The organism is Roseovarius amoyensis, from assembly GCF_003260265.1.
In the GTDB taxonomy this organism is placed as follows: Bacteria; Pseudomonadota; Alphaproteobacteria; order Rhodobacterales; family Rhodobacteraceae; genus Roseovarius; species Roseovarius amoyensis.
Genome location: NZ_QITQ01000007.1, coordinates 146,755 through 171,246, shown reverse-complemented (window position 1 = coordinate 171,246; position 24,492 = coordinate 146,755). Strand labels below are relative to the sequence as shown.

At 65.0% G+C, this 24,492-nt stretch carries 25 protein-coding genes; 14 read left to right on the top strand and 11 right to left on the bottom strand.

Annotated elements, in window-relative coordinates; genetic code table 11:
• Window positions 1-124: 124 nt before the first annotated feature.
• The 3 genes from DL899_RS08685 to DL899_RS08675 all read right to left on the bottom strand — a co-directional run bounded on the left by DL899_RS08685 (window position 125) and on the right by DL899_RS08675 (window position 3,051).
• Window positions 125-757, bottom strand: a complete 633-nt coding sequence (locus tag DL899_RS08685; protein ID WP_111733866.1) for an integrase arm-type DNA-binding domain-containing protein — start codon at window positions 755-757, stop codon at window positions 125-127.
• A 257-nt stretch (window positions 758-1,014) separates the two neighbouring features.
• Window positions 1,015-2,064 (bottom strand): dihydroorotase, encoded by a 1,050-nt coding sequence (gene pyrC / locus DL899_RS08680; protein WP_111733864.1) that lies wholly within the window; start codon window positions 2,062-2,064, stop codon window positions 1,015-1,017.
• 42 nt (window positions 2,065-2,106) lie between these two features.
• A complete protein-coding gene (locus DL899_RS08675) occupies window positions 2,107-3,051 on the bottom strand; it encodes a phosphoadenosine phosphosulfate reductase (RefSeq protein WP_239494651.1) in 945 nt (314 codons plus the stop codon).
• A gap of 211 nt (window positions 3,052-3,262) precedes the next feature.
• Between DL899_RS08675 and DL899_RS08670 the strand changes: the two genes are divergently transcribed.
• From DL899_RS08670 to DL899_RS08635, 8 genes are all read left to right on the top strand, one after another.
• A complete protein-coding gene (locus tag DL899_RS08670; protein WP_111733860.1) occupies window positions 3,263-4,171 on the top strand; it encodes an AAA family ATPase in 909 nt (302 codons plus the stop codon).
• 177 nt (window positions 4,172-4,348) lie between these two features.
• The gene (locus tag DL899_RS08665) at window positions 4,349-5,644 is read left to right on the top strand and encodes a vWA domain-containing protein (protein WP_111733858.1); all 1,296 of its coding nucleotides are present in this window, start codon (window positions 4,349-4,351) and stop codon (window positions 5,642-5,644) included.
• A gap of 102 nt (window positions 5,645-5,746) precedes the next feature.
• On the top strand, window positions 5,747-6,712 hold the full coding sequence (locus tag DL899_RS08660; protein WP_111733856.1) for an XdhC family protein: 966 nt from the start codon (window positions 5,747-5,749) through the stop codon (window positions 6,710-6,712).
• Entirely contained in the window at window positions 6,709-7,719 is a 1,011-nt protein-coding gene (locus DL899_RS08655) for a molybdopterin-binding protein (RefSeq protein ID WP_111733854.1), read from the top strand. The genes DL899_RS08660 and DL899_RS08655 overlap by 4 nt, the downstream gene beginning before the upstream one ends.
• Before the next feature lie 81 nt (window positions 7,720-7,800).
• Window positions 7,801-8,286, top strand: a complete 486-nt coding sequence (locus DL899_RS08650) for a (2Fe-2S)-binding protein (protein WP_111733852.1) — start codon at window positions 7,801-7,803, stop codon at window positions 8,284-8,286.
• A 27-nt stretch (window positions 8,287-8,313) separates the two neighbouring features.
• Window positions 8,314-8,682, top strand: coding sequence for a hypothetical protein (locus DL899_RS08645; protein ID WP_111733851.1), 369 nt, complete (start codon window positions 8,314-8,316; stop codon window positions 8,680-8,682).
• A 77-nt stretch (window positions 8,683-8,759) separates the two neighbouring features.
• Entirely contained in the window at window positions 8,760-11,123 is a 2,364-nt protein-coding gene (locus DL899_RS08640; RefSeq protein ID WP_111733849.1) for a xanthine dehydrogenase family protein molybdopterin-binding subunit, read from the top strand.
• A gap of 13 nt (window positions 11,124-11,136) precedes the next feature.
• A complete protein-coding gene (locus tag DL899_RS08635) occupies window positions 11,137-11,919 on the top strand; it encodes an FAD binding domain-containing protein (protein WP_111733847.1) in 783 nt (260 codons plus the stop codon).
• A gap of 103 nt (window positions 11,920-12,022) precedes the next feature.
• On the opposite strand, the gene DL899_RS08630 is transcribed toward DL899_RS08635, so the two are convergent.
• Window positions 12,023-12,463: a VOC family protein gene (locus DL899_RS08630; protein WP_111733845.1), complete on the bottom strand. Its 441-nt coding sequence runs from the start codon at window positions 12,461-12,463 to the stop codon at window positions 12,023-12,025.
• A gap of 225 nt (window positions 12,464-12,688) precedes the next feature.
• On the opposite strand from DL899_RS08630, the gene DL899_RS08625 reads away from it, so the two are divergent.
• On the top strand, window positions 12,689-13,273 hold the full coding sequence (locus DL899_RS08625; protein WP_111733843.1) for an HNH endonuclease: 585 nt from the start codon (window positions 12,689-12,691) through the stop codon (window positions 13,271-13,273).
• A gap of 273 nt (window positions 13,274-13,546) precedes the next feature.
• Here the strand turns inward: DL899_RS08625 and DL899_RS08620 are convergent, their stop codons facing one another.
• A complete protein-coding gene (locus DL899_RS08620; protein ID WP_204355278.1) occupies window positions 13,547-13,858 on the bottom strand; it encodes a YjiS-like domain-containing protein in 312 nt (103 codons plus the stop codon).
• A 659-nt stretch (window positions 13,859-14,517) separates the two neighbouring features.
• Here DL899_RS08620 and rnk point away from each other — a divergent pair.
• A complete protein-coding gene (gene rnk / locus DL899_RS08615; protein ID WP_111733841.1) occupies window positions 14,518-14,958 on the top strand; it encodes a nucleoside diphosphate kinase regulator in 441 nt (146 codons plus the stop codon).
• Between the two features lie 372 nt (window positions 14,959-15,330).
• Window positions 15,331-16,272: a mechanosensitive ion channel family protein gene (locus DL899_RS08605; protein ID WP_239494650.1), complete on the top strand. Its 942-nt coding sequence runs from the start codon at window positions 15,331-15,333 to the stop codon at window positions 16,270-16,272.
• Here the strand turns inward: DL899_RS08605 and DL899_RS08600 are convergent.
• The 3 genes from DL899_RS08600 to DL899_RS08590 are packed head-to-tail and all read right to left on the bottom strand — an operon-like array spanning window position 16,269 to window position 17,265.
• A complete protein-coding gene (locus tag DL899_RS08600; protein ID WP_111733837.1) occupies window positions 16,269-16,730 on the bottom strand; it encodes a group III truncated hemoglobin in 462 nt (153 codons plus the stop codon). The two genes, DL899_RS08605 and DL899_RS08600, sit on opposite strands and share 4 nt — an antisense overlap.
• Window positions 16,727-17,086: a carboxymuconolactone decarboxylase family protein gene (locus tag DL899_RS08595; protein ID WP_111733836.1), complete on the bottom strand. Its 360-nt coding sequence runs from the start codon at window positions 17,084-17,086 to the stop codon at window positions 16,727-16,729. The genes DL899_RS08600 and DL899_RS08595 overlap by 4 nt, the downstream gene beginning before the upstream one ends.
• A gap of 20 nt (window positions 17,087-17,106) precedes the next feature.
• Entirely contained in the window at window positions 17,107-17,265 is a 159-nt protein-coding gene (locus tag DL899_RS08590; RefSeq protein WP_111733834.1) for an Rrf2 family transcriptional regulator, read from the bottom strand.
• Between the two features lie 308 nt (window positions 17,266-17,573).
• On the opposite strand from DL899_RS08590, the gene DL899_RS08585 reads away from it, so the two are divergent.
• Window positions 17,574-19,244, top strand: coding sequence for a cytochrome c oxidase subunit I (locus DL899_RS08585; RefSeq protein ID WP_111733832.1), 1,671 nt, complete (start codon window positions 17,574-17,576; stop codon window positions 19,242-19,244).
• A gap of 244 nt (window positions 19,245-19,488) precedes the next feature.
• Window positions 19,489-20,085, top strand: coding sequence for a hypothetical protein (locus DL899_RS08580; protein WP_111733830.1), 597 nt, complete (start codon window positions 19,489-19,491; stop codon window positions 20,083-20,085).
• Window positions 20,086-20,344: 259 nt separating this feature from the next.
• On the opposite strand, the gene grxD is transcribed toward DL899_RS08580, so the two are convergent.
• From grxD to purL, 3 genes are all read right to left on the bottom strand, one after another.
• Window positions 20,345-20,707 (bottom strand): Grx4 family monothiol glutaredoxin, encoded by a 363-nt coding sequence (grxD, locus tag DL899_RS08575; protein ID WP_111733896.1) that lies wholly within the window; start codon window positions 20,705-20,707, stop codon window positions 20,345-20,347.
• A gap of 76 nt (window positions 20,708-20,783) precedes the next feature.
• Complete coding sequence (locus DL899_RS08570; RefSeq protein ID WP_111733828.1) at window positions 20,784-21,026, bottom strand: BolA family protein; 243 nt, start codon at window positions 21,024-21,026, stop codon at window positions 20,784-20,786.
• Window positions 21,027-21,113: 87 nt separating this feature from the next.
• Window positions 21,114-23,279: a phosphoribosylformylglycinamidine synthase subunit PurL gene (gene purL / locus DL899_RS08565; RefSeq protein WP_111733826.1), complete on the bottom strand. Its 2,166-nt coding sequence runs from the start codon at window positions 23,277-23,279 to the stop codon at window positions 21,114-21,116.
• A gap of 177 nt (window positions 23,280-23,456) precedes the next feature.
• Between purL and DL899_RS08560 the strand changes: the two genes are divergently transcribed.
• Window positions 23,457-24,488 (top strand): pyridoxal-phosphate dependent enzyme, encoded by a 1,032-nt coding sequence (locus tag DL899_RS08560; protein ID WP_111733824.1) that lies wholly within the window; start codon window positions 23,457-23,459, stop codon window positions 24,486-24,488.
• The last annotated feature ends 4 nt before the right edge of the window (window positions 24,489-24,492 follow it).

Sequence of the window (24,492 nt, the reverse complement as noted above, 5' to 3'; positions counted from 1 at the left end):
GCGACCTTCGCCTTGAACTCGGGCGCATGTTGTTTGCGTTTCGACATCTCTGATCTCCTTCTCGTCGAAGATCAGCAGACTGCAAATCGTAGCTTACGTCACTGTCCGAATTTCGGGGGGTAGCTCAGTGTTCGATGATCCCCATGCTAATTGCATAGGTGAGCATCGATCCTGTTAGGCCGACACACTTGCTCGCCGTCCCACGGCCCCCGCGTAGGACCGAGACACCTCGCTTCTTCTCTGTCTTCCGAACGGCAGCTGTCTTTCCTGCAATGACGTCGTTCATCATCTTCGTCACATCTGCCTTCGTCAGGTCTTGGACCCGGCGCTGCCCGATGAGTGGGACGATATGTCCGTTTAACGCGCCAATGTTTGTGTAGACTGTAGATGGCCGCTTCGGACGTCCGCCTTTCCCCATGATCAGCCCGGCTTTCATGGCCTCGACGTATTGTTCGGCCAACTCCTTCACGGTAATCGCGTTGCGATCAAGCTGGCGCACTTCGGCGGGGTTTTCGCCGCGGGCAACCTTTCCGAGTTGGACCATCGCTTCCTTACGCGCGGTCTCTGCTGTCCAGACTCCATGAAGACCAATGGCGTAGCGCCGCGAGCGACCAGCTGCACGGTACTGAATGACGTAGCTGCGCTTGCCCGACGCAAACACGCGCAAACCGAAGCCCGGCAGATCGTCGTCCCAGATGACGTAGTCCTTGGGGCGGATTTCAACCGTGTCGATGAAGCGTTTCGTGAGCTTTGCCATCTTAAGGCGGACCTTTCCGATCGGCCCTCAACCTCGCTTCTCACGTAAGCACTACGTAAGCAGCAGGAAGAAAGCTGCGACCTGTTTCTGGATAGGAGCTTCGGAGCGGCAATCTGAAAAGGCAATTAAAATCAGTTGGTTATCGTGCTCCGTCGCGCGCTATCGTGCATTTAGGAAAGGTATCGGTACCTCCTCCGAAGGCAGAGGTCTCAGGTTCGAATCCTGATGGGTGCGCCAGATTCCCACTCGAACCGATTTCAGGCGCCTTCTGCAACCCGCCAGAACACGTCGAATCCGGGGTCGAACACCGTGACCGGCCCGGCGTCGGTGTCGATCCTGTCGGGCCAGCCGGCAGCGGTGTCGCCCTTTTCCAGCGTGATCGTGCCCTCGTTGACCGGCAGCCGGTAAAAGGCCGGGCCGTGGCGGCTGACAAACCCTTCCAGCCGGTCGAGCGCGTTCTCTTCCTCGAACACATGGGCGAGGATGGACATGGCGTTCGTCGCGGTGAAGCAGCCGGCACAGCCGCAGGCGCTTTCCTTGGCGTCGTCGGCATGCGGCGCGCTGTCGGTGCCCAGGAAAAAGCGCGAATCGCCCGAGCTCGCCGCCTCGCGCAGCGCCAGGCGGTGGGTTTCGCGCTTGGCCACGGGCAGGCAATAGTAATGTGGCCTTATCCCGCCGGCCAGGATGTGGTTGCGGTTGATGACCAGGTGGTGAACCGTGATTGTCGCCGCCAGACCGTCGTCGTTGGCACGTACATAATCGACGCCGTCGCGCGTGGTGACGTGTTCCAGCACCACCCGCAACCCCGGCGTGGCCCGGCGGATCGGGTCGAGGACGCGCTCAATGAACACCGCCTCGCGGTCGAAGATGTCGACCTCGCTGTCGGTCACCTCGCCATGCACGCACAGTGGAATGCCGGCCTCGGCCATCGCGTCGAGCACCCCGCGCACGCGGTCGAAATCCGTCACGCCAGAGGCCGAATTGGTGGTCGCCCCGGCGGGGTACAGCTTGACCGCCGTGATGATGCCCTCGGCATGGGCGCGCAGCACGTCTGCCGGGTCGGTTTCCTCGGTCAGGTAGAGCGTCATCAGCGGCGTGAAATCGTGGCCCGGCGGGCAGGCGGCAAGGATGCGGTCACGATAGGCGGCGGCCTGCGCCCCGGTCACCACCGGCGGCACCAGGTTGGGCATGATGATGGCGCGGGCGAAATCGCGAGTGGTTTCGGGACAGACCGCAGCCAGCATCGCGCCGTCGCGCAGGTGCAGGTGCCAGTCGTCCGGGCGGGGCAGGGTCAGGTGTCTTGTCATGGCGCCCGGCTTACACAATCGCGGCGCTACGGGCCAGAGGGCTCAGCCCGTAGCGGTATTGTCATCGGGGGAAAGGCCCAGCCTGGCGCGCGCCGTGTTCCGCGCCTTGCGGAAGGGGCGGGCGTTTCGCCGCTTCAGAACGCTGTTGCACAGCATCATCACCAGCCTGTCGCGGCCGCTGTCCTCCAGATGGCGAAGCAGGGTGAACTGGTAGGCGGGATAGTCGCGCCGCTTGCGCAAAAGGCGCGCCAGCCCGACCTCGGTCAGCCGGCCCGAACTGAGCTGCGCCAGCATCCGGTAGAGTATCTGCATTTTCAGGAACGCGGCCTCCAGTTCGACGCCGACGAAACGGGCGCGGGCGCGCATCACGTTGGGGCGGGCGAACAGCGCCGCGTGCATGGCGTCCAGCCGGTTCTGCTGGTCATAGATGATCACCGCCCGCTCGGCGGCGTCCAGCATGTCTGGCGCATAGCCGAACCGGGATGTGAAATCGGTCCGGCGCATGTGGTGGAACCGGTCGTCCCATTCGGTCACGCGGGGGTCCAGCGTGGCCTGCGGTTGCAGCGCCAGAACCAGCGCGCCGGGGGCCGCCACCGAATAGGCGGCAGCGGCATAACCGCCCGGTCCGGCACCGTAAAAGATGACCTTGTCGAAATCCTCGAAAAAACCGTCGTCGATCAGCCGGTCGAAAAAGCCATAGACGCGCGGGTCGCGGAACCAGGTGCCGCCGTTGCTGACCAGCGACAGCTGCGACCATCCCAGCGCTTCCATCAGTTCCCAGCCGATGGGGTGGGCCTTGTCCGATCGCGCCTGGATCGTCTCGATATTCTCGAAAGTCACCAGCAATACGGGCTTTTTCTCGACAAGAACAGCGGCGTGGTTCGGGCCCAGCCGTTCGGCGAAACCGTCCTCGCCGGCGACTTCGGCGGCCTCGTCGCACCAGCCGTCCCAGTCGAGCCCGCTCAGGTCGGTTTCCGTGATGCTCATGCTGTCCTGCATCCTGCCTTGTCCTCGTCGCTTGTGTCGTGACCGCTTTGACGCGGCTCTCTCGGGTTCTCGGTCTAGCTTTGAAGTGGGGCGAAACTTTGGAAAATCCAAGGGGTTTCTGGGTGGCCAGGGGCCAGCGCCGGCGCCGACAGCCTTGACGGCGGGCGGAGGGAGATGCAGGTAGTTGGGCCGGGGTCGTGCGGAGAGTTCAATGAAATCCATGACATCCATCGACGACGTGCAGGCGATGCTTGCGGGGCAGGACTATGTCTGCGGCCGCGCGCTGGGCACGGTGGTCTTTCTGGCGCTGCGGCTGGGCAAGCCGCTATTCCTTGAGGGCGAGGCGGGCACCGGCAAGACCGAGATCGCCAAGGCGCTGGCCGCCGGGCTGGGGCGGCGGCTGATCCGGCTGCAATGCTACGAAGGGCTGGACGCCGCCAGCGCGGTCTATGAATGGAACTTTGCCGAACAGATGATCGCCATCCGCGCCGCCGAGGCATCAGGCGGTGTCGACCGCGAGTCGCTCAAGGACGAGCTGTTCACCGAGGAATTCCTGATCGAACGCCCGCTGTTGCGGGCGATGCGCCCGCAGCCCGGTGGCGCGCCAGTGCTGCTGATCGACGAGATGGACCGCACCGATGAACCCTTTGAGGCGTTCTTACTGGAGGCGCTCAGCGATTTCCAGGTCACCATCCCCGAGCTGGGCACCATCCACGCCCCCGAGCCGCCGATCGTGGTCCTGACCTCGAACCGCACCCGCGAGGTGCACGACGCGCTCAAGCGGCGTTGCCTTTATCACTGGGTCGACTACCCCGATTTCGAGCGCGAGATCGAGATATTGCACGCCCGTGCGCCAGAAACGTCCGAACGGCTCAGCCGCGAGGTGGTGGCATTCGTCCAGGCGCTGCGCACCGAGGACCTGTTCAAGAAACCGGGCGTCGCTGAAACGATCGACTGGGCCAAGTGCCTGCTGGCGCTGGACGTGATCGACCTCAGCCCCGAGGTGATCGCCGACACGCTGGGCGCGATCCTGAAATACCAGGACGACATTGCCCGGCTGCAGGGCTCCGAGGCCAAGCGCATCCTGGACGAGGTGCGCGCCACTCTGGGCCCGGCATGAGAGCACCAAAAAATCACGTATCTCGTGCAGAGTTTCGCCCGGCCCGCTTGTGGGCCGGGCATGAGCCCGCCTGCCCCATGGCGGGCGCATGCCCTCTGATTGGTCCGAAACCCACAATCGGACCACATCGGTCAAGACAACCCTGGGGGCAAGGGCGACTTCCCTCGCCGCGCCTCCATGTCTGAAACGGCCCCCCTTGATCTGCCGGAAAACCCCCGGCTGGCCCAGAACATCATCCATTTTGCCCGCGCGCTGCGCAAAGCCGGGCTGCCGGCGGGTCCGGGGCGGGTGATCGACGCCATCCGCGCGGTCGAGGCGGCTGGCTTTACCTCTCGGCATGATTTCTTTCACACGCTTCAGGCGTGTTTCATCACCCGGCCCGAACACAGAGCGGTCTTTGCCCAGCTCTTTCGCCTTTACTGGCGTGATCCGCGCTACATGGAACACATGATGGCGATGATGCTGCCCGCCATTCGCGGCGTGCAGGAGGAACGCAGCGCCGACGCCGGTGAAAAGCGCGCCGCCGAGGCGCTGCTCGACGGGGTCGATCGTGATGTGCCTGAACCCGAGGGCAGCGACGAAGAGGCGGTGATCGAAATCGACGCCTCGCGCACCATGTCGGCCGAGGAACGCCTCAGGACGTTGGATTTCGAGCAGATGAGCACCGCCGAGATCGCCGAGGCCAAACGCATGCTGGCGCGTCTCACGCTGCCGGTCAAGCCGCTGGCCTCGCGCCGGGGCGAGGCCAGCCCCCAGGGCCGTCGGGTCGATGCCCGCCGCAGCCTGCGCGCCGCCATGCGCCGGGGTGGCGAGATCGCGAAGATCCACCACACCCGGCCACGCCCGCGCTGGCCCGCCCTAGTGGTGTTGTGCGACATTTCCGGCTCGATGAGCCAGTACAGCCGCATGGTGCTGCATTTCCTGCACGCGGTGGCCAACCACAAGGGTGCGGGCTGGGCCAGGGTGCATGCCTTTACCTTTGGCACCCGTCTGACCAACATCACCCGCCACCTGGCCACGCGCGATGTCGATGCCGCGCTTGCCGCCGCCGGGCGCCAGGCGCAGGACTGGGAGGGCGGCACCCGCATTGGCGACTGCCTGCACGAATTCAACCGCGACTGGTCACGCCGGGTGATGGGGCAGGGGGCGGTGGTGCTGCTGATCACCGACGGGCTGGACCGTGGCGACCCCGACCGCCTGTCGCGCGAGGTCGAGCGCCTGCGCCTGTCCGCACGCCGGCTTATATGGCTCAACCCGTTGCTGCGCTGGCAGGAATTCGCGCCCAGGGCGGTGGGCATCCGGGCGATGCTGCCGCATGTGGACAGCTTTCGCGCCGGTCATTCCATCGCCACGCTGCAGGAACTGGCCGAGGTGATCTCGCGCCCCGATGACACTGGCGAAAAGGCGCGGCTGATGGCCTTGCTGCGGGCCGAAGAGGAAACCGTGCCGCCAGGCGGGCGCGCCACCTCTTGAGGCACCTGTCGCAGCGGCCTAGGTGAATGGGGGGATGGTGCGCGACATTCGTGTTTGAAACCACCCGCAGCGCGCCCCAATATGCGCGCCAGGAGACAGATCATGGACCGGTTTGACGACATTCCCGAAATCGCGCTGGCCTGGCATCGCGCCGGAAAGGGGGCCGCACTGGCGACGGTGGTGCAGACCTGGGGCAGCGCCCCGCGCCGGGTGGGCAGCCAGCTGGCGATTTCCGGCGAGGGAGAGATCGCCGGCTCGGTCTCGGGCGGCTGCGTCGAGGGGGCGGTGGTGGCCGAGGCGCTTGACGCGATCGAGGCGGGCAAGCCGGTCATGCTGGAATACGGCGTCAGCGACGGCGATGCCTTTGCCGTGGGGCTGGCCTGCGGCGGCACCATCCGCGTGCTGGTCGAACCTGTGGGCTCGGTCATGCCCGAAGCCGTGCTGCAGGATCTGGTCGCCGCCCGCGCCGCCCGCGAACCCATCGCCTATGTTACCGGGGTGGACGTCAACCGCCGGCTGGTGCGCGAGGAATACGTCGAACGCTTTCGCATGGACCGCTCCGGGTTCGAAGACGACGGGCAGACCTTTGTCGCCATTCACAACCCGCCGCTGCGGCTGGTCGTGGTGGGGGCGGTGCATATCGCCCAGGCGCTGGTGCCGATGGCGCGCATCGCGGGGTTCGACCCGATCGTTGTCGACCCGCGCGATAGCTTTGCCAGCCCCGACAGGTTCCCGGGCGAGCGGCTGTTGCATGACTGGCCCGACGAGGCGTTGCGCAAGGTGGGCGTGGATACCCGCACCGCGGTGGTGCTGCTGACGCACGACCCCAAGCTGGACGACCCGGCGCTGGAGGTGGCGCTGGCGTCCGAGTGTTTCTATATCGGCGCGCTGGGCTCGACCCGCACCCACGGCAAGCGGGTCGAAAGGCTGGTCTCGCGCGGGATGACCGAGGCGCAGATCGCGCGCATTCACGCCCCCATCGGGCTGGACATCGGTTCTGCCGGCCCGGCCGAGATCGCGGTCTCGATCCTGGCCGAGATGCTGCGGGTTCTGAGGCGCGGGGCATGAGGTTCGGCACCATCCCCGTGGCCGGCGCGGCGGGGGCGATCCTGGCGCATTCGGTGCGCCTGCCCGACGGACGGCTGAGAAAGGGCCATGTCCTGAGCGATCAGGACATTGCCGCGCTTGCCACCGCCGGGATGGGTGAGGTCTGCGTCGCCCGTCTCGACCCCGGCGACATGGACGAAAACGCCGCCGCCGTGGCGGTGGCGACGGCGCTGCATGCCGGGGCCGAGGGGCTGCGACCGGGCGCGCCATTTACCGGGCGGGTCAACCTGCTGGCCGAGGGGCCGGGCGTCGCGCTGATCGAGGCGGCAAGGATCGACGCCGCCAACGCCGTCGATCCGATGATCACCGTGGCGACAGTACCGCCCTTTCACCAGATGCACGCGCGCGGCATGGTCGCCACCGTCAAGATCATCGCCTATGGCGTTGCCTCTGATGCGGTGGCGCGGGCGGCGCAGGCCGCGCATGGCGCGATTCGGCTGGCACGGCCGGTTTATGAGACCGCTTCGCTGATCGTCACCGACATTCCCGGCGGGCCGGGGCTGAAAGGTGTCGACGCGATCGAGGCGCGGCTTTCGGGTCTGAACATACAGCTGGCCCAGACCCTGCGGGTGGATCATGACGAGACGGCGCTTGCTGCGGCGATTGCCTCGGCCACGGGCGAGATGGTGTTGATTCTCACCGGCTCGGCCACCTCGGACCCGGCCGACACCGCGCCTGCCGCGCTGATCCGTGCCGGCGGGAGGATCGAACGTTTCGGCATGCCGGTCGACCCCGGCAACCTGCTGTTCGTGGGGGAACTGGGGCGCAAACCGGTGATCGGCCTGCCGGGCAGCGCGCGCTCGCCGGTGTTGCACGGGGCGGATTGGGTGCTGTCGCGGGTGGCCTGCGGGCTGGCGGTGCGGTCGTCCGATATCGCTGGTTGGGGTGTCGGCGGGTTGCTCAAGGAAATACCGACCCGGCCGCAACCCCGTCAGCGTGGTGGCGGCGGCCGTCACGAAGTTGTCTGAAAGTTCCGGGTTCTCAACCGGGCGGGAGCGTGCTTAAGTTAGGACAGCCAAACCACACAATTCGATAATTGGGAGGAGCCAATGCCGAAGGTCAGCATGACCGTGAATGGCAAGCCTGCGTCGGGCGAAGTCGAAGGACGCACGCTGCTGGTCGAATTCATCCGCGAAAACCTGGGACTCACCGGTACGCATGTGGGCTGCGACACCAGCCAGTGCGGCGCCTGCGTCGTGCATGTTGACGGGCGCGCAGTGAAATCCTGCACCATGCTGGCCGCCGAGGCCGATGGCGCACAGGTGTCAACGATCGAGGGCATGGCGGCCGCCGATGGCACGCTGAACCCGATTCAGCAGGCGTTTCAGGACCATCACGGCCTGCAATGCGGTTTCTGCACGCCGGGCATGGTGATGTCGGCGGCGGCGCTGCTGGCGGAAAACCCCAGGCCCAGCGAAGCGGAGGTCCGCGACTACCTGGAAGGCAATATCTGCCGCTGCACGGGGTACCACAACATCGTCAAGGCGATCATGGCGGCATCCGGTCAGGATGTCGGCCAGATCGCTGCCGAGTGAAAACAGCTTTAGTAAGGGGATTTCTGAATGATCGACATGAGCGGAAAGACGATTCGACTTTTTGCAGGGCTGGGTTTTCTGGCCGCAGCCACGGGGATGGCACAGGCCGAAAGCTATGACACCGTTGAACTGGGGCTGACCCATGACCGCGAAACCTGCATGAGCAAGGCCGAATACGTCCTGTTCCGCTACAAGAACCAGAACGGCAGCGGCAAGGTCACCCGCGCCAACTGGGTCGTCTATGGCTGGGATCTGCGCCCCGGCGACCAGGACGTGGTGATCATGTGCCCGATCGTCAACGGCGTCGTCGATGCGTTCCTCGTCGTTCACAGCGAGGGGACCGAAAGCAACCGCGACTACACCGTCGATGAAATCAGGATGATGTGGGATCAATGAGGCCGGAGACGGCGAACTGACAGGGTAGGACGGGGGCGCATGCTCGCCCCCTCGGAGATGATCAAGGGAGGAAAGTCATGCCCATGGACGGAGGCATCGGCGCCGCAACCAAGCGACGCGAGGATGTCCGGTTCCTGACCGGAACCGGCAACTATACCGACGACATCAACATGCGCGGTCAGGCCTATGTGCATTTCCTGCGCTCTGACGTGGCGCACGGGCGCATCACCGCCATCGACACCGGTGTGGCCGAGGGCATGCCGGGCGTCGTCCGCATCTTCACCGGCGCCGATTTCGAGGGCGTGGGCGGCATCCCCTGCGGCTGGCAGGTCACCGACCGCTTCGGTGCGCCGATGCAAGAGCCCGCACACCCGGTCCTGGCGCAGGGCAAGGTGCGCCATGTCGGCGATCCGATCGCCGCTGTGGTGGCCGAGACGCGCGAACAGGCCCGCGACGCCGCCGAGGCGATCGCGGTCGAGATCGAGGAACTGCCGGCGGTCGTCGACATGAAGGCGGCGCTCGAGGACGGTGCAACCAAGGTCCATGACGATCTGACCTCGAACCTCTGCTACGACTGGGGCTTTGTAGAGGATAACCGCGATTCCGTGGACGCGGCGATAAAGGGCGCGGCCCATGTCACCACGCTGGAGCTGGTGAACCAGCGCCTTGTCGCCAACCCGATGGAACCGCGCGTCGCGGTGGGCGACTACAACCGCGCCAGCGACGACAGCACGCTTTATACCACTTCGCAGAACCCGCATGTCATCCGCCTGCTGATGGGCGCCTTTGTTCTGGGCATCCCCGAGCACAAGCTGCGCGTGGTCGCCCCTGACGTGGGCGGCGGTTTCGGGTCGAAAATCTTTCACTACGCCGAAGAGGCCTTCGTGACGTTCGCCGCCAAGGCGCTGAACCGCCCCGTCAAGTGGACGGCCAGCCGGTCCGAGGCGTTCATCTCTGACGCTCATGGGCGTGACCACGTCACAAAGATCGAGCTGGCGCTGGACAAGGACAACAACTTCGTCGCCATCCGCACTCATACGCTGGCCAACATGGGGGCGTATCTGTCGACCTTCGCGCCCTCGGTGCCGACCTATCTGCACGGCACGCTGATGGCCGGGAACTACAAGACCCCCAACATCTACGTCAACGTCAAGGCGGTCTTTACCAACACCGTCGCGGTCGATGCCTATCGCGGCGCCGGCCGGCCCGAGGCGAGCTATCAGATTGAGCGGGTGATCGACAAGGCGGCGCGTGAACTGGGTGTCGACCCGATCGCGCTGAGGCGGCAGAACTTCATCACCGAATTTCCCTATGCCACGCCCGTGGCGGTGGAATACGACACCGGCGACTATGTCGCGACGATGGACAAGCTGGAAGAGATCGCCGACATCAAGAGCTTTGCCGCTCGCCGCGCCGAAAGCGAAAAGCGCGGCAAGCTGCGCGGCTTCGGCGTCAACTGCTATATCGAGGCCTGCGGCATCGCGCCCTCGTCGCTGGTGGGCCAGCTTGGCGCGCGGGCGGGGCTATATGAAAGCGCCACCGTGCGGGTGAACGCCACCGGCGGGATCACGGTGATGACCGGCTCGCACAGCCACGGGCAGGGGCACGAGACCAGCTTTGCCCAGGTCGTGGCCGAGATGATCGGGATCGACGCCAACATGGTCGAGATCGTGCATGGCGACACCGCCAGGGTGCCGATGGGCATGGGCACCTATGGCTCGCGCAGCCTGGCGGTTGGCGGATCGGCAATGGTGCGCGCCACCGAAAAGATCATCAACAAGGCGCGCAAGATCGCCGCCCACCTGATGGAGGCCAGCGAGGCCGACATCGTGCTGAAGGACGGCCAGTTCTCGGTCGCGGGCACCGACAAGTCGGTTGCCTGGGGTGACGTGACGCTTGCGGCCTATGTGCCCCACAACTATCCGCTCGAAGAGATCGAGCCGGGGCTGGAGGAAACGGCGTTCTACGATCCGTCCAACTTTACCTACCCGTCCGGCGCCTATGCCTGCGAGGTCGAGATCGACCCCGAAACCGGTAAGGTCACCATCGAACGGTTCTCGGCGGCGGATGATTTCGGCAACATCGTCAACCCGATGATCGTCGACGGCCAGGTGCACGGCGGCATCGCCCAGGGGATCGGTCAGGCGCTGCTGGAACATTGCGTCTATGACGAAGACGGCCAGTTGGTGACCGGCTCCTACATGGATTACGCCATGCCGCGCGCCGACGACCTGCCGTTCTACACGGTCGACCATTCCTGCCAGACGCCCTGCACGCACAACCCGCTTGGCGTGAAGGGCTGCGGCGAGGCCGGCGCCATCGGCTCGCCACCGTCTGTGGTCAACGCGGTGATCGATGCGCTCCAGTCCGGTGGATACAAGGTGGATCACATCGACATGCCTGTCTCGCCCTCGCGGGTCTGGCAGGCGATGCAGGGATAAGGAGGAAGAAACGATGTATGCATTTGAATTCGAGCGCCCCTCCACCCTCGCCGACGCGGTTGCCGCGCTCTCGGATGGCGAGGCGCAGCCGCTTTCGGGCGGGCAGACCCTGATCCCGACGCTCAAGCAGCGTCTGGCGAGCCCTGGAAAGCTGGTCAGCCTGACCGGCATCTCCGAACTGCAGGGCATCCGGGTCGATGGCGGCAACCTCAGCATCGGTGCGGCCACGCCGCATGCGCAGGTAGCAGCGCAGGATCACTACCCGGTGCTGGCGCATCTGGCAGCCAATATCGGTGACCCGGCGGTGCGCAATCGCGGTACCATCGGCGGCAGCCTGGCCAACAACGACCCCTCGGCGTGCTATCCCGCCGCCGCGCTGGGGTCGGGCGCGACCATCGTCACCAACAAGCGCGAGATCGCGGCCGACGACTATTTCACCGGCATGTTCGATACCGCGCTGGACGAGGGTGAGATCATCACCGAAGTTCGCTTTCCGGTGCCCCAGCGCGCGGCATACGCCAAGTTCGAACAACCCGCATCGCGCTTTGCGCTGGTGGGGGCCTTTGTCGCCCAATATGCCGATGGCGTGCGCGTGGCCGTCACCGGCGCGTCGAACGAGGGCGTGTTCCGCTGGACCGAGGCGGAAAAGGCGCTTTTGGCGAACTTCTCCGCCGACGCGGTATCGGGGCTGACGCTCGATGGCGCCGGCATGATCGCCGATGTCCATGGCTCGGGCGACTATCGCGCACATCTGGTCGGCGTGATGACGCGTCGCGCCGTGGCCGCCGCCGGCTGACGCGGGCCGCAACCGACAGATCGATTGGGCCGGGGGCAGGGTGCTGTCTCCGGCCCTTCTTCTGTTCGGGAAATATTCCGGGGCGAGGGGCAGCGCCCCTAGGCTACGCCTCGAACCAAAGCCGGGGCTCGGCGATCTCGACCGAGTTGCCCGCCGGGTCGCGGAAATAGAGCGACCTCGCGCCGTTCGGCCAGTCGAAATCGGCCTCGATCGGATAACCGGCTGCCTGCAGCCGCGTGCGCCACTGCTCGATTTCCTCGCGGCTGGCGGCAAAACACAGGTGGCCGGGGCCGTGGGCGCCGTGGGCTGGCACCGGCAGGCGGGGGTTGGATGAACCCTGCACCGTTGCGTCGGGGTTGAATATCAGCAGGATCGCCCGTCCGACGCGGAAAAAGATGTGGCGCCCCTCGACGCGCGTCACCTCTTTCAGCCCCATCACGCCGCCATAAAACGCAGCGGCAGCGTCCAGGTCACGGGCGTAAAGCGCCGCCTCTATGATGCCCCCGATGGGCGGCGCGTCGGGCAGGTTCTCTGCGATTGTCATGGGGCAATCCTATCTGTCCGACGGGCGCATCGAAAGTCCGTTTCGGGGCCGGCGGGGCGGGCGCCTTTTGGGATTGCGCAGCCTGATGGTTGCAGGCTTGGGAATTCCACTACTTGTAGGACTTGTCAGCGCTTCAACACGATATATAGTGAGCGGCAGAAAGGGGCGGTTCGCTCCGCCCCGGGCCGATGACATTGGTTGACCGGACAGGGGTTTCTTTACGCGATGGACGGCGATTTCAGAACCGAGTTCGTGCGCGATCCTGCCGCGCTGAAACAACATCCGGCGCTGGTCCTGAATGCAGACTACCGGCCGCTTTGTTACTATCCGCTGTCGGTCTGGCCCTGGCAGGACGCGATAAAGGCGGTGTTCCTCGACAGGGTCGACGTGGTGGCCGAATACGAACAGACGGTCCGAAGCCCCAGTACCGAGATACGCATTCCCAGCGTGATCGTCCTGAAAGATTATGTAAAACCCCAGAAGCGCGTGGCATTCACGCGCTTCAATCTTTTTCTGAGGGACGAATTCCGCTGCCAGTATTGTGGGTCACGGGGCGATCTGACCTTTGACCATGTCGTGCCGCGGGCGCGCGGCGGGATCACCAGCTGGGAAAATGTCGTCGCCGCCTGCAGCCGCTGCAACCTGCGCAAGGGCGCCAAGACGGTGCGCCAAGCGGGGATGAGTCTGCGCCGCCCGCCCCGCGCGCCGGGGGCGGAGGAGCTGCGCAACATGGGGCGCAAGTTCCCGCCCAACCACCTGCATGACAGCTGGATGGATTTCCTCTATTGGGACGCGGTGCTGGAGGCATAGGCGAGAACAAGCCGTGCTGGTGGCACGATGCGGCCGCCGTCATCTTCCCATCGTGCGATGCAGCTTGCGTCGGGTGCGGGTTGTCGCGCGGCGGACGCAGGTGCGGATGCGGGCCGGAACAACGCTGGAAACAATTCTTCGAAATCTGCGTTGCAGATCATCATTTTCGGGGCTCCATTTTCAAGAATACGAAAGGGCGGTATGTGCGCTTGATGGCGCGCCACACTGGCGTGGCACAGGTGGCGCGCTGGCTATGGCCTTGGGTAGTCAGATTTACGCAGATACCCGATCCGTCGGCGCTTGCGTGGGACGGCCTGCTCGCCTTGGCGGGCGCATGCCGAGTTCGCAGTCACTGAACCCGGCCACGAGTCTCGGTATGTCACCGCGATAAAGCCCGATATCGCGCAATGTCCGGTCGTCCAGGGCCTGCAGCGCCGCGATCATCCTGCGCCTTTGCCGTTGCCGGATCGCGGCCCTGAGCCACTGTCCGAAAACGCCGCTTCCTGCCTGCGGTTCCATGGCAAGGGCGCGCAGGTTGAGCTGGCTCTGCCGCTGGCCGTTTCGGTGTGACAAGATCGGTTGCATGCCATTCTTCCTTTTCATGAGAGTGCCGGGACCGGGTCCGTGACCCACTCAGCCTGTCCGCCTGCTGGTCCCGGATGGACCACGCTGGCGGGTGAGTGGTGACGGGTGCCTGCCGTCCCTTGAGAGGTGTGTTCGGAAAAGTCGAAATGATCCCCGTGGCGAGAACGGCCAAAACGACCGGACCCCGCCCGGGGTCAGAGGCGGTTCAGCAGATTTCCCGCAATGCGCGGGACCCACATATGAATGCCATGCGTTGTCATACACCCGATCTGGTGCTTCGTGCCCCTGTTTGCAATAGGGCTGCCGTATGGGTGCGACCTTTCGGCGCGAAACGGCTTGGCCCGGATGCTGTGGGCGACAACCGGATCGCAGCGACGATTGACGAACGCACCACGCGACCCTATCTCTGGTGCATGTTGGCGCACGAGGATCATACGCGATTTCTTCTGCTGAACCGCCCGTATCCCCGGGCGGTATAGGCGCGTACGCGCCTTTCTGATCCCCCGGGGCGCCCCGACTTTCCCAACACCCTTTCGAGACGACACAGGTTACCGATCCACGATAGCAACCCAGCGTTGCCGTACGTGAGATCATGACCAGCGCCCCCTCCGCCGGCCTGACCGGCTGCTTTCACGGCCAAGAACAAAGGACAGCAAGACATGACTGCACCGATGAAAAAGCCTGCCACCAGAATGACCGGCCGCAGACCGCGCATCGTCATCAGCGCCGACGACCTGACCCATATCGAAGCCCTCGCCGAGGGCGCGATGGATCGCAACCCGGCGCTGGCCGACCGGCTGCTTGAGGAAATCGGCCGCGCCCGCATCGTAGCTGCCGCCAGGATGCCGGCGAACGCCATCGGCATCGGCAGCAGCGTCACCTATCGTGACGACGCGACCGGGCAAGAGCGGACTGTGACACTGGTCTATCCCGAGGATGCCGACATCGCGCGCCAGCGGGTATCGGTGATGACGCCCATAGGCGTGGCGTTGCTGGGCCTCTCCGAGGGGGCATCGTTCTATTGGGACACGCGCGACAACCAGCGCCGGATGCTGACCGTGATCAAGGTCGAACAAACCGGCGCGTCCGAAGGCGACTGACCCCCGTGACCTTGCCGCAAGAACCCCGCGCCACGCCGGAGGGCCTGCCATCGATGTGACGTGATCACGGGCGAAGGCGGGTCCGCCGGGCGCGCAGTTGCGGGGCAGGGGGCGCCACCCCCGTGCCCGATATCCGACCGGAGCCAGTGACATGACCGCCACCCACGACCGCAGAGATTGCGGGAACTGCAACGAGACCCTGCCGCGCGCCGCCGCCGGGCGCTGCCCGTTCTGCCGCACGCCCCTGGCCATGATCGACCGGGGTTTCGCCGTTTTCTGCCGACGCTGCAAATCTGCGGTTTCCGACACCGGCAGATGCACGGTCTGCGAGATGCATGGGGCGCAAGGGCCTGCGTTCAGGGGGATCCGCAGTTGAGCACGAAGGACCATATCCGCCGGTTGCTGTGGCCGGCATTGCTGACGATCGTCAGTTTCGGGCTGATCCTGTTTCCGTCCCGACTGGCGGACATGGCCGGTGGCGATGTCTCGTTTGAACCCGCGGTCACGGCGTTGGCCTATTTTGCCGCGGCTTGGCTGGTCAGTCGTATTGCTGCGCTCGCGCTTGATCAGGCGTCGCGGCACCGGCCCTATCCGCGCCTGCTCAAGGATCTGGTGGCGGCGGTGCTGTTCCTGATCGCCTTTGCCGCAACGATATCGCTTTATCTGGGGCAGGGGGCGTTCGGGGCGTTGGCGAGCTCGGGATTGGTGCTGGCGTTGCTGGGCTTTGCCATCCGAAACGTCGTCGCCGACACCCTGTCAGGGATCGCGCTTGGGATTGAGGGGCCTTTCCGTATTGGCGACTGGGTCGACATCGACGGGCTGGCGCGCGGCAAGGTGATCGAGATCGGTTGGCGCACCACGCGCATTCTGACCCGCGATGCGACCTATATGATCCTGCCCAACAGCCAGATCGCGCGCCAGCGCATCACCAACTATTCGGCCCCCAAGCCGCAATACCGCGCGCAAGTGACGATCACGCTGGATCACACCATGCCGATCGAACGCGCGCGGACGGTGATGTTGGGGGCGCTGAAGGCCGCAGAACTGATCCAGGCCGATCCGGCGCCCGACGTGCGCGTGCTGGCCTACGAGGAAGGCGGGATTACCTATGCGCTGCGCTATTGGTTGTCGCGCTTTGACCGCGATGTCGATTGCCGCGACGAGATCTACAGTCTGGTTGACGATGCCCTGCGCCGCGCAGGCTGTGTGGCCCCGCACCGTCGGATAGAGCTGATCCAGGCCGCGCCGCCTGTGCCCGGTGTGGGAGAGGACGCATCTTCATCCCCGGCGGTCAGCCCCGCACCGCCCGCCTAGTTCAGCGCCGGCACGCCGTGTGCGGTTCTGTCGAACATCGCCATGCTCAGGCTCTGGGCGATGCGTTCGGCGCGCAGCGCCAGGTAACTGACAGCCTCGGGCGTGGGGGCGGTGTCGGCCAGTGTCGCGTTGAACAGCGCCAGCCAGCGGGTGAAATCATCCGGCTCGACGCCCGGCAGCGCGCGATGCACCACCACCGGCTTGCCTGAATAGGTGCCGGCGCTCAGCGCGACCGATGCCCAGAACGCTTTCATTTTGGCCAGGTGCGGGCCCCAGTCATCACCGAGTTTCGCCTCGAATATCGGACCCAGCCGCGCATCGGTGCGCACGCGGGCATAGAATTCCTCGACCATTCGGGACAGATAATCTTCGTCGATGCCGATGATGCCTGCGGCCTCGCGTATCTGCGCCCGCTTCTGTTGGGAATAGCTGTGTTCCAACGCGAATTCGTCACTCATGCCGGCCCTTTTCCGGTCTCTGGCTGGGCGGCCTTTGCGAACTCGTCGAGCGCCAGCGCCGAATGGGCATAGGCGCCGCCGGCGCGCATCTCGGCGGCGACCCAGATCGCCTCCATGATCTCGGCTTCGCTGGCCTCGTAGCGGAGCGCGGCCTTGGTGTGGCCCTTGATGCAATAGGGGCACTGGGTAACGTGGGCGACCGCGACGGCGATCAGCTGCTTTGTCTTTGCATCCAGCGCCCCATCGGCGAATACGGCGCGGCTGAATGCCTCGAACGCCTGCGCAGGGCCCGGCGCCAGTTCCTTGCGGCGCTTGTGAAGCGCGGCGGTATTGGTGGGATAGATCGTATCCGGCATGGTTCTGTCGTGCTTTCCTGTCAGTCGCCGCGCCCCAGTTCGCGCACCACCTTGGCGAGATGTTGTTGGGAAATGTCGAACTCCTCGGCGATCTGCCCGGTCGAAACCGACCGCCCCTGCGCCCCGGCAAGGTGCATCAGGGCCCGAAGCCCGTGATCGGTGAAAGCGGCCAGTCGCATGCGGCATTCTAATAGGTATTGACAGTACCAAATATAATGGAAAATAATGAGTATTACAATTACCAATTAACCGGCGGATTCGGGCATCCGGCGCAGGCCGTCAGGCTGTGCGCAGAACGGGTGCGCGTGCCGGTCCGCGCCTATGGGAGGAGCCGGTGATCTATTTATTGTCCGACGCTTCGGCGTACCGGGCGGGTCACCGGGGCGCGGACCGAGGAGGAGGACAGCGCGATGACCGCAGATACGCATCCGCACGCCACCGCTACGGAACCAGTCCCGCCCCAGGTTCAGCCCCAAAGGAGGCCCAGATGAGCGAAGCGACACTGAACCACAGTAAGGATCACGACGGGCAGGGGTTCTTTACCCGCTGGTTCATGTCGACCAATCACAAGACCATCGGCGTGCTCTATCTCTTTTCCGCCGCGGCCATCGGGCTGGTGGCGGCGCTGATGTCGGTGTTCATGCGGCTGGAACTGATGGAACCCGGCGTTCAGTACATGTGCATGGAGGGGTTCCGCCTGATCCCCTCGGCGGCGGAATGCACGTCGAACGGGCATCTCTGGAACGTGCTGGTGACCTATCACGGGCTGCTGATGATGTTCTTTGTCGTCATCCCGGCGCTGTTCGGGGGGTTCGGCAACTATTTCATGCCGCTGATGATCGGTGCGCCGGACATGGCGTTTCCGCGCATGAACAACCTCAGCTACTGGCTGTTCATCGCCGGGGCGGGGCTGGCCTTTGCGTCGCTGTTTGCGCCGGGCGGGGATTCGCAGGCCGGCGCAGGTGTCGGCTGGACGATCTATGCGCCGCTGTCGGTCAATGACGGCGGCATGTCGATGGACCTGGCGATCTTTGCCGTCCACATCTCGGGCGCGTCGTCGATCCTGGGGGCGATCAACATGATCACCACCTTCCTGAACATGCGCGCGCCGGGAATGGCGCTGTTCAAGACGCCGCTCTTTGCCTGGTCGATCTTCATCACCGCCTGGATGCTGCTGATGGCGATGCCGGTTCTGGCGGGGGCGATCACCATGCTGCTGACCGACCGCAATTTCGGCACCACCTTCTTTGACCCGGCCGGTGGCGGCGACCCGGTGCTGTTTCAGCACCTGTTCTGGTTTTTCGGGCACCCGGAGGTCTATATCGTCATCCTGCCCGGTTTCGGCATCATCAGCCACGTGGTGTCGACCTTTTCGCGCCAGCCGATTTTCGGCTATCTGCCGATGGTCTGGGCGATGATCGTGATCGGGCTGCTGGGCTTCCTGGTCTGGGCGCACCACATGTTCACCGCCGGCATGTCGCTCACCCAGCAGGCTTATTTCCAGCTCGCCTCGGCGACCATCGCGGTGCCTACGGGCATCAAGATATTCTCGTGGCTGGCGACGATGTGGGGCGGCTCGGTTAGCTTCAGGACGCCGATGCTGTTCGCGGTCGGGTTCATCTTTCTGTTCACCGTCGGCGGCGTCACCGGCGTGGTGGTCGCGCAGGCCGGCGTCGACCGGGCCTATCACGACACCTATTACGTTGTGGCGCATTTCCACTATGTGATGAGCTTGGGCGGCGTCTTTGCGCTGATGGCGGGCATCTATTACTGGCTGGCCAAGATGTCGGGCCGCCAATATCCCGAATGGGCGGGCAAGCTGCATTTCTGGATGTTCTTCATCGGCGCCAACCTGACCTTCTTTCCGCAGCACTTTCTGGGCCGGCAGGGCATGCCCCGGCGTTACATCGACTATCCCGAGGCGCTCGCCTACTGGAACGAGGTCTCAAGCTGGGGCGCGCTGCTGTCGTTCGCGTCATTCCTGCTGTTCATCGGCATCATCGCCTACACCCTGCTTGCCGGGCGGCGCGAAGCGCGCCCCAGCTATTGGAACGACTACGCCGACACGCTGGAATGGACGCTGCCGACGCCGGTGCCCGAACACACGTTCGAGCAACTGCCCCAGCCCAAGGACTGGGACCGCCAGCCGGCAGAGTGACCGGGCAAACACGCAAATATAAGGGGGCGCCCGCCGGGTCGCGCCCCTTGCCTGTCGGGTTCCCGGTTGGGCGCGGCGCCTGCATGACACGGCACCGGGCAATGGCCGCTTCGAGCCAACTTTGACCGATGCTGCGTAACGCTCGCACTGTTTCTTGGCGCACATTGCCGACATTCGATAGTAGCGGCAAGACAAACAGTGGGGCTAGGGAAATGCAGAAAAAAACCCAAACTGGAGGGCAATCATGAGCGCCGAAGAACCTGTCAACAGAACGATCATCGACCGGGAAAGCCTGCCGGAGATGTTTCCTACTCATCGCCATGACCCGGAGTTTTGGGAGCATCTCGGACGAGCAATCGCTTCGTTCGGATTCTTAGAGGAAGTCTTAGGAAAGGCGATCTTTGCGTTTATGGCTACTCGGCGATACAGCAGAGATCAAATTGATGCGGCATATGAAGCCTGGCTGCCAAAACTTGAGCGGGCATTGACAGACCAGCTAGTAAACCTTGCAGAAGCGTATGGCAAAGCGACGCGAGAAAATCCCGAGACGACAACCGAAAACGTCTCCGATCTTGTAGAGGATATCAAGGCGGCTGCCGCCATCCGAAATGTGCTGTGCCACGGGTCATGGCGCACGCCCGATAACAGTGGCGCATCTATTCCTCTGTTCGTGAACCGCAAAAAAGAGGTATTCGAGACCCCAATCGACGTGGCATATCTTCGACAAGTCCAAGCTCATGTTGCCGAACTTTCGTGCAATGTCATAGACACGGTCACGCACATGGGATGGCAATTTCCCGGCGGCGCGGGTCCGGGAAAACGTATCTGGCAGAGTGACTGAAGGCCTTAAGCGGCCATTGGACCGAACTGAACGAACGCCGGCTTCGTCCCGCTCAGCGGGCATTCAATGCGACAATACCCTCGCAGAAATCAGCCAAGGCGTGCTTGCTTCGAGGGGCCGGTTGCGCAGCGCCGCAACAGCGCACATGCAAGACAACCGGCAAGGGGCGCGATCAATGGGTCGCGCCCCTATTCTGTTTCTTTCTGGTCGGAAATACCCCGGGGGTGTGGGGGCTGGCCCCCACCTCCGCCGGCGGATATCAGGCGTTGGCTTCGCGGATCTTTTCGGCGGCGTCCTTGTCGTAGGTCACGCCGTTGCTTTCGAAAAGCTGGTCCAGTTCGCCCGACAGCGTCATCTCGGTGATGATGTCACAGCCGCCGACGAATTCGCCCTTGACGTAGAGCTGGGGGATGGTGGGCCAGTCGGAATAATCCTTGATACCCTGGCGCACCTGCTCGTCATCCAGCACATTCACGTCGTGGTAATCCACGCCCATGTAATTCAGCACCCCGGCCACGCGGCTGGAAAAGCCGCATTGCGGCATCGTCTTGGTGCCTTTCATGTACAGCACCACGTCGTTGGCCTTGACGGTGTCCTCGATGCGGGTTTTCGCGTCGCTCATCTTGTTTCTCATGCTCCTGTCAGGGCCGGATGCAGGCGCGTGTCGCCATGTCCGGCTGTGTTGCGTGGCCCGGCTCTCAGTCCGGGGCTTTCGTGGTCAGCGCCAGCGCGTGCAGGTCGCCCGAAGGTCCGTCCATCCGTCCCTTGAGCGCGGCATAGACAGCACGCTGCTGCTGAACGCGGTTCATGCCCACGAAGGAGGGGTCGATCACCTCGGCCGCGAAATGATTCCCGTCTCCGGCAAGATCGGTGATCGTGACCTGCGCATTGGGCAAGGCCGCGCGGATGAGGTCCTCGATTTCCTGGGCTTGCATCGCCATGGGCGGGTCTCCTTGCTTGTTCGAATGGATGTAGAACGGGGCAGGGGCAAGCGCAAGGTCGCCACCACCCCCGATCTCGTTCAGGTTCTAGCCGAAGATAGCACCAAAGCCGGAGCGGAACACCTCTGACAGCTCTGCCAGCGGCGCCTCGGCGTTGCCGATCCTGACGGTATCGCCGCCAAACCGGCCGACGCTGGCGATCGGCACGCCGGCCTGCGCGGCGGCGCCCATCAGGGCCTCGGCCTGGTCAAAGTTGCACGCGACAAGATAACGCGCCTGATCCTCGCCGAATAGCTGGCCCATGTCGGCGGTCTCGATCTCGACACCGACGCCCGCGGCCTCGGCCAGCTCGAACGCGGCCAGCGCCAGCCCGCCGTCGGAGATGTCGGTGCAGGCGCGGATCCATTCGGCATGTTCGCGGATGAAATCGCCGTTGCGGCGCTCGGCCTCCAGGTCCACCGGCGGGGCCGCACCCTCGATCCGGTTGAAAACCTCGGCCAGGAGGGCCGATTGCCCCAGGTGGCCGCTGCATTCACCCACCATCAGTGCGACGTGTCCCTCGCGCGCGGTGCCGGTGATCGCCTGTTCGGGGTCGCGGATCAGGCCCACCGCGCCGATGGTCGGGGTCGGCAGGATCGCAGAGCCGTCGGTTTCGTTGTAAAGCGACACGTTGCCCGACACGATGGGCATGTCCAGCGCCGTGCACGCCGCGCCGATGCCGCGGATCGCGGCGACGAGTTGGCCCATGATCTCGGGCTTTTCGGGGTTGCCGAAGTTCAGGTTGTCGGTCGCCGCCATCGGCTGTGCCCCCACGGCCGAGAGGTTGCGAAACGCCTCGGCCACGGCCTGTTTGCCGCCTTCCTCGGGGTTGGCCTGCACATAGCGCGGCGTCACGTCCGAGGTGAAGGCCAACAGCTTGTCGGTGCCGTGCACGCGCACGATCCCGGCGCCCAGCCCCGGTGTGCGCGCGGTGTCGGCCATCACCATGGTGTCGTACTGTTCCCACACCCATTGGCGCGAGCAATAGTTGGCCGATGAAATCAGCGCGCGCAGCCCGTCGATGGGGTCGATGGCGGGCACGGTTTCGGCGTCGAGCGGCTCCGCCGGCACGGGTTCGACCCAGGGGCGGTCGTATTCGGGGGCCGAGCCCGACAGCGTCGACAGCGGCAGGTCGGCCTTGACCTCGTTGCCATGCATGATCAGGAACCGGTCATCCGGCAGGGTCTCACCGACGATGGCAAAGTCGAGATCCCATTTTTCGAAGATCGCGCGCGCCTCTGCCTCTTTTTCGGGGCGCAGCACCATCAGCATGCGTTCCTGGCTTTCGGAAAGCATCATCTCATAGGCGGTCATCGCCTCTTCGCGCTGAGGCACGCGGTCAAGGTCGAGCCGCACGCCAAGGCCGCCCTTGTCGCCCATCTCGACCGCCGAACAGGTCAGCCCGGCCGCACCCATGTCCTGGATCGCGATCACCGCGCCGGTGGTCATCAGCTCAAGACAGGCCTCCATCAGGCGCTTTTCGGTGAAGGGGTCGCCCACCTGCACGGTGGGGCGCTTTTCCTCGATGGTTTCGTCGAACTCGGCCGAGGCCATCGTCGCGCCGCCGACCCCGTCACGCCCGGTCTTGGCGCCCAAATACACCACCGGCATGCCCACGCCGCTGGCCGCGGAATAGAATATGCCGTCGGTGTCGGCGATCCCGGCCGCAAAGGCGTTGACCAGGCAGTTGCCGTTATAGGCGGGGTCGAACCGCACCTCGCCGCCCACGCAGGGCACGCCGAAACAGTTGCCGTAGCCGCCAATGCCGGCAACCACGCCATGCACCAGCGCCCGCGTGCGGGGATGGTCAGGCGCGCCAAAGCTGAGCGAGTTCAGCGTCGCCACCGGCCGCGCGCCCATGGTGAACACGTCGCGCAGGATGCCCCCAACCCCGGTGGCCGCGCCCTGGTAGGGCTCGATATATGAGGGGTGGTTGTGGCTTTCCATCTTGAACACCACCGCCTGGCCGTCGCCGATATCGACGATGCCGGCGTTTTCGCCCGGACCGCAAATCACCTGGGGCCCGGTCGTGGGCAGGGTGCGCAGCCATTTCTTGGACGACTTGTAGGAACAATGCTCGTTCCACATCGCCGAAAAGATGCCCAGCTCGGTAAAGCTGGGTTCGCGCCCGATGATCTGCAGGATACGGTCGTATTCGTCGCGCTTGAGGCCATGTGCCTCGATCAACTCGGGCGTGATTTCGGGCTCCTGCATCGGTGCTGTCCTCTGGGCTGCTCGGTCTGGTGTCTCTTTAGGGCAATGCAACGAGAGGGAAAAGGCCCGGCCCGCCAGAATCCAGCGCCTTGGCGTATCAATGGGTGAATCCCTTGGCGCGGTTGACCGGAGGCGGGTGCTGGTGTCTTTTGGCCCGTACAGACGGGCAGAGGGCACATGGAACGTCTTGAAAATCCCTATCGCGGCCGTGGCCTGCCCGAGGATGTGCTTGCCGGTGTGCCCTGGCCCAGCATCGCCGCAGACGCACCGGCGGAATTGCTGGCGCGCTGCCCCGCGGCGGCGGAAACGCCGCTGGCGCGGCTGGGCGGTTTTGCTGCCGAGGTCTGGGCCAAGGATGAACGCAGCCGCATGGGGCTGGGCAGCTTCAAGGCGCTGGGCGCGGCCTATGTCATCGCGCATGACGCGGTTGCCACCGGGCGGGACGATCTGTCCACCGCGCTGGCGGGGAGGACCTATGTCGCCGCCAGCGCCGGCAATCACGGCCTGTCGGTGGCCGCCGGGACGCGGCTGTTCGGCGCGCGCGCGGCGATCTGGCTGGCGGATACGGTGCCCAAGGCATTCGCCGACCGGCTGCGCGCCAAGGGGGCGCAGGTGGTGCGCGAAGGCGCCGATTACGAGGCCAGCATGGCGTCGGCGGCCCGCGCCGCGGCGGATAAAGGCTGGATATTGCTGTCGGACAGTTCTTGGCCCGGCTATGTCGACATCCCCCACCGGTTGATGGAGGGGTATCTGGCGCTGGCGGCGGAAACCACCCGCCAGATGCCCGCGCCGCCCGACCTGATCGTGCTGCAGGCCGGGGTCGCCGGGCTGGCGGCGGCCGGCGCGGCCTGGTTTCGGCATGTCTGGGGCGAGGGGCCGCGCATCGTGGTGGTGGAACCCGAGTTCGCACCGGCGCTGCGCGATAGCATCCGTGCCGGGCGACCGGTGACGGCGTCGGGACCGGTGTCCTCGATGGGGCGGCTTGATTGCAAGGAGCCGTCGCTCATTGCCCTCAAGGGGCTGGCGCGCGACGCCGACGCATTCGTCACCGTGACCGAGGCCGAGGCGGCGGCGGTGCTGCCGGGGCTGGCGGCGCAGGGCATGGGCACGACGCCGTCGGGCGGGGCAGGGGCGGCGGCGCTGATGGCGACGGGCCTCGACGCGGGCACGCGCGTGCTGTGTGTGATCTCCGAAGAGCCCGAGGCATGACGAG

Coding starts and splice junctions, on each gene's coding strand:
- DL899_RS08580 (WP_111733830.1), top strand. CDS start 19,489: ATGAGCGCCGAAGAACCTGTCAACAGAACGATCATCGACCGGGAAAGC.
- DL899_RS08640 (WP_111733849.1), top strand. CDS start 8,760: ATGCCCATGGACGGAGGCATCGGCGCCGCAACCAAGCGACGCGAGGAT.
- DL899_RS08585 (WP_111733832.1), top strand. CDS start 17,574: ATGAGCGAAGCGACACTGAACCACAGTAAGGATCACGACGGGCAGGGG.
- grxD (WP_111733896.1), bottom strand. CDS start 20,707: ATGAGCGACGCGAAAACCCGCATCGAGGACACCGTCAAGGCCAACGAC.
- DL899_RS08600 (WP_111733837.1), bottom strand. CDS start 16,730: ATGAGTGACGAATTCGCGTTGGAACACAGCTATTCCCAACAGAAGCGG.
- DL899_RS08650 (WP_111733852.1), top strand. CDS start 7,801: ATGCCGAAGGTCAGCATGACCGTGAATGGCAAGCCTGCGTCGGGCGAA.
- DL899_RS08630 (WP_111733845.1), bottom strand. CDS start 12,463: ATGACAATCGCAGAGAACCTGCCCGACGCGCCGCCCATCGGGGGCATC.
- DL899_RS08625 (WP_111733843.1), top strand. CDS start 12,689: ATGGACGGCGATTTCAGAACCGAGTTCGTGCGCGATCCTGCCGCGCTG.
- purL (WP_111733826.1), bottom strand. CDS start 23,279: ATGCAGGAGCCCGAAATCACGCCCGAGTTGATCGAGGCACATGGCCTC.
- DL899_RS08655 (WP_111733854.1), top strand. CDS start 6,709: ATGAGGTTCGGCACCATCCCCGTGGCCGGCGCGGCGGGGGCGATCCTG.
- DL899_RS08635 (WP_111733847.1), top strand. CDS start 11,137: ATGTATGCATTTGAATTCGAGCGCCCCTCCACCCTCGCCGACGCGGTT.
- DL899_RS08670 (WP_111733860.1), top strand. CDS start 3,263: ATGAAATCCATGACATCCATCGACGACGTGCAGGCGATGCTTGCGGGG.
- DL899_RS08645 (WP_111733851.1), top strand. CDS start 8,314: ATGATCGACATGAGCGGAAAGACGATTCGACTTTTTGCAGGGCTGGGT.
- DL899_RS08595 (WP_111733836.1), bottom strand. CDS start 17,086: ATGCCGGATACGATCTATCCCACCAATACCGCCGCGCTTCACAAGCGC.
- DL899_RS08665 (WP_111733858.1), top strand. CDS start 4,349: ATGTCTGAAACGGCCCCCCTTGATCTGCCGGAAAACCCCCGGCTGGCC.
- DL899_RS08685 (WP_111733866.1), bottom strand. CDS start 757: ATGGCAAAGCTCACGAAACGCTTCATCGACACGGTTGAAATCCGCCCC.
- DL899_RS08570 (WP_111733828.1), bottom strand. CDS start 21,026: ATGGCGATGCAAGCCCAGGAAATCGAGGACCTCATCCGCGCGGCCTTG.
- rnk (WP_111733841.1), top strand. CDS start 14,518: ATGACTGCACCGATGAAAAAGCCTGCCACCAGAATGACCGGCCGCAGA.
- DL899_RS08660 (WP_111733856.1), top strand. CDS start 5,747: ATGGACCGGTTTGACGACATTCCCGAAATCGCGCTGGCCTGGCATCGC.
- DL899_RS08560 (WP_111733824.1), top strand. CDS start 23,457: ATGGAACGTCTTGAAAATCCCTATCGCGGCCGTGGCCTGCCCGAGGAT.
- pyrC (WP_111733864.1), bottom strand. CDS start 2,064: ATGACAAGACACCTGACCCTGCCCCGCCCGGACGACTGGCACCTGCAC.
- DL899_RS08675 (WP_239494651.1), bottom strand. CDS start 3,051: ATGAGCATCACGGAAACCGACCTGAGCGGGCTCGACTGGGACGGCTGG.
- DL899_RS08620 (WP_204355278.1), bottom strand. CDS start 13,858: ATGCAACCGATCTTGTCACACCGAAACGGCCAGCGGCAGAGCCAGCTC.
- DL899_RS08590 (WP_111733834.1), bottom strand. CDS start 17,265: ATGCGACTGGCCGCTTTCACCGATCACGGGCTTCGGGCCCTGATGCAC.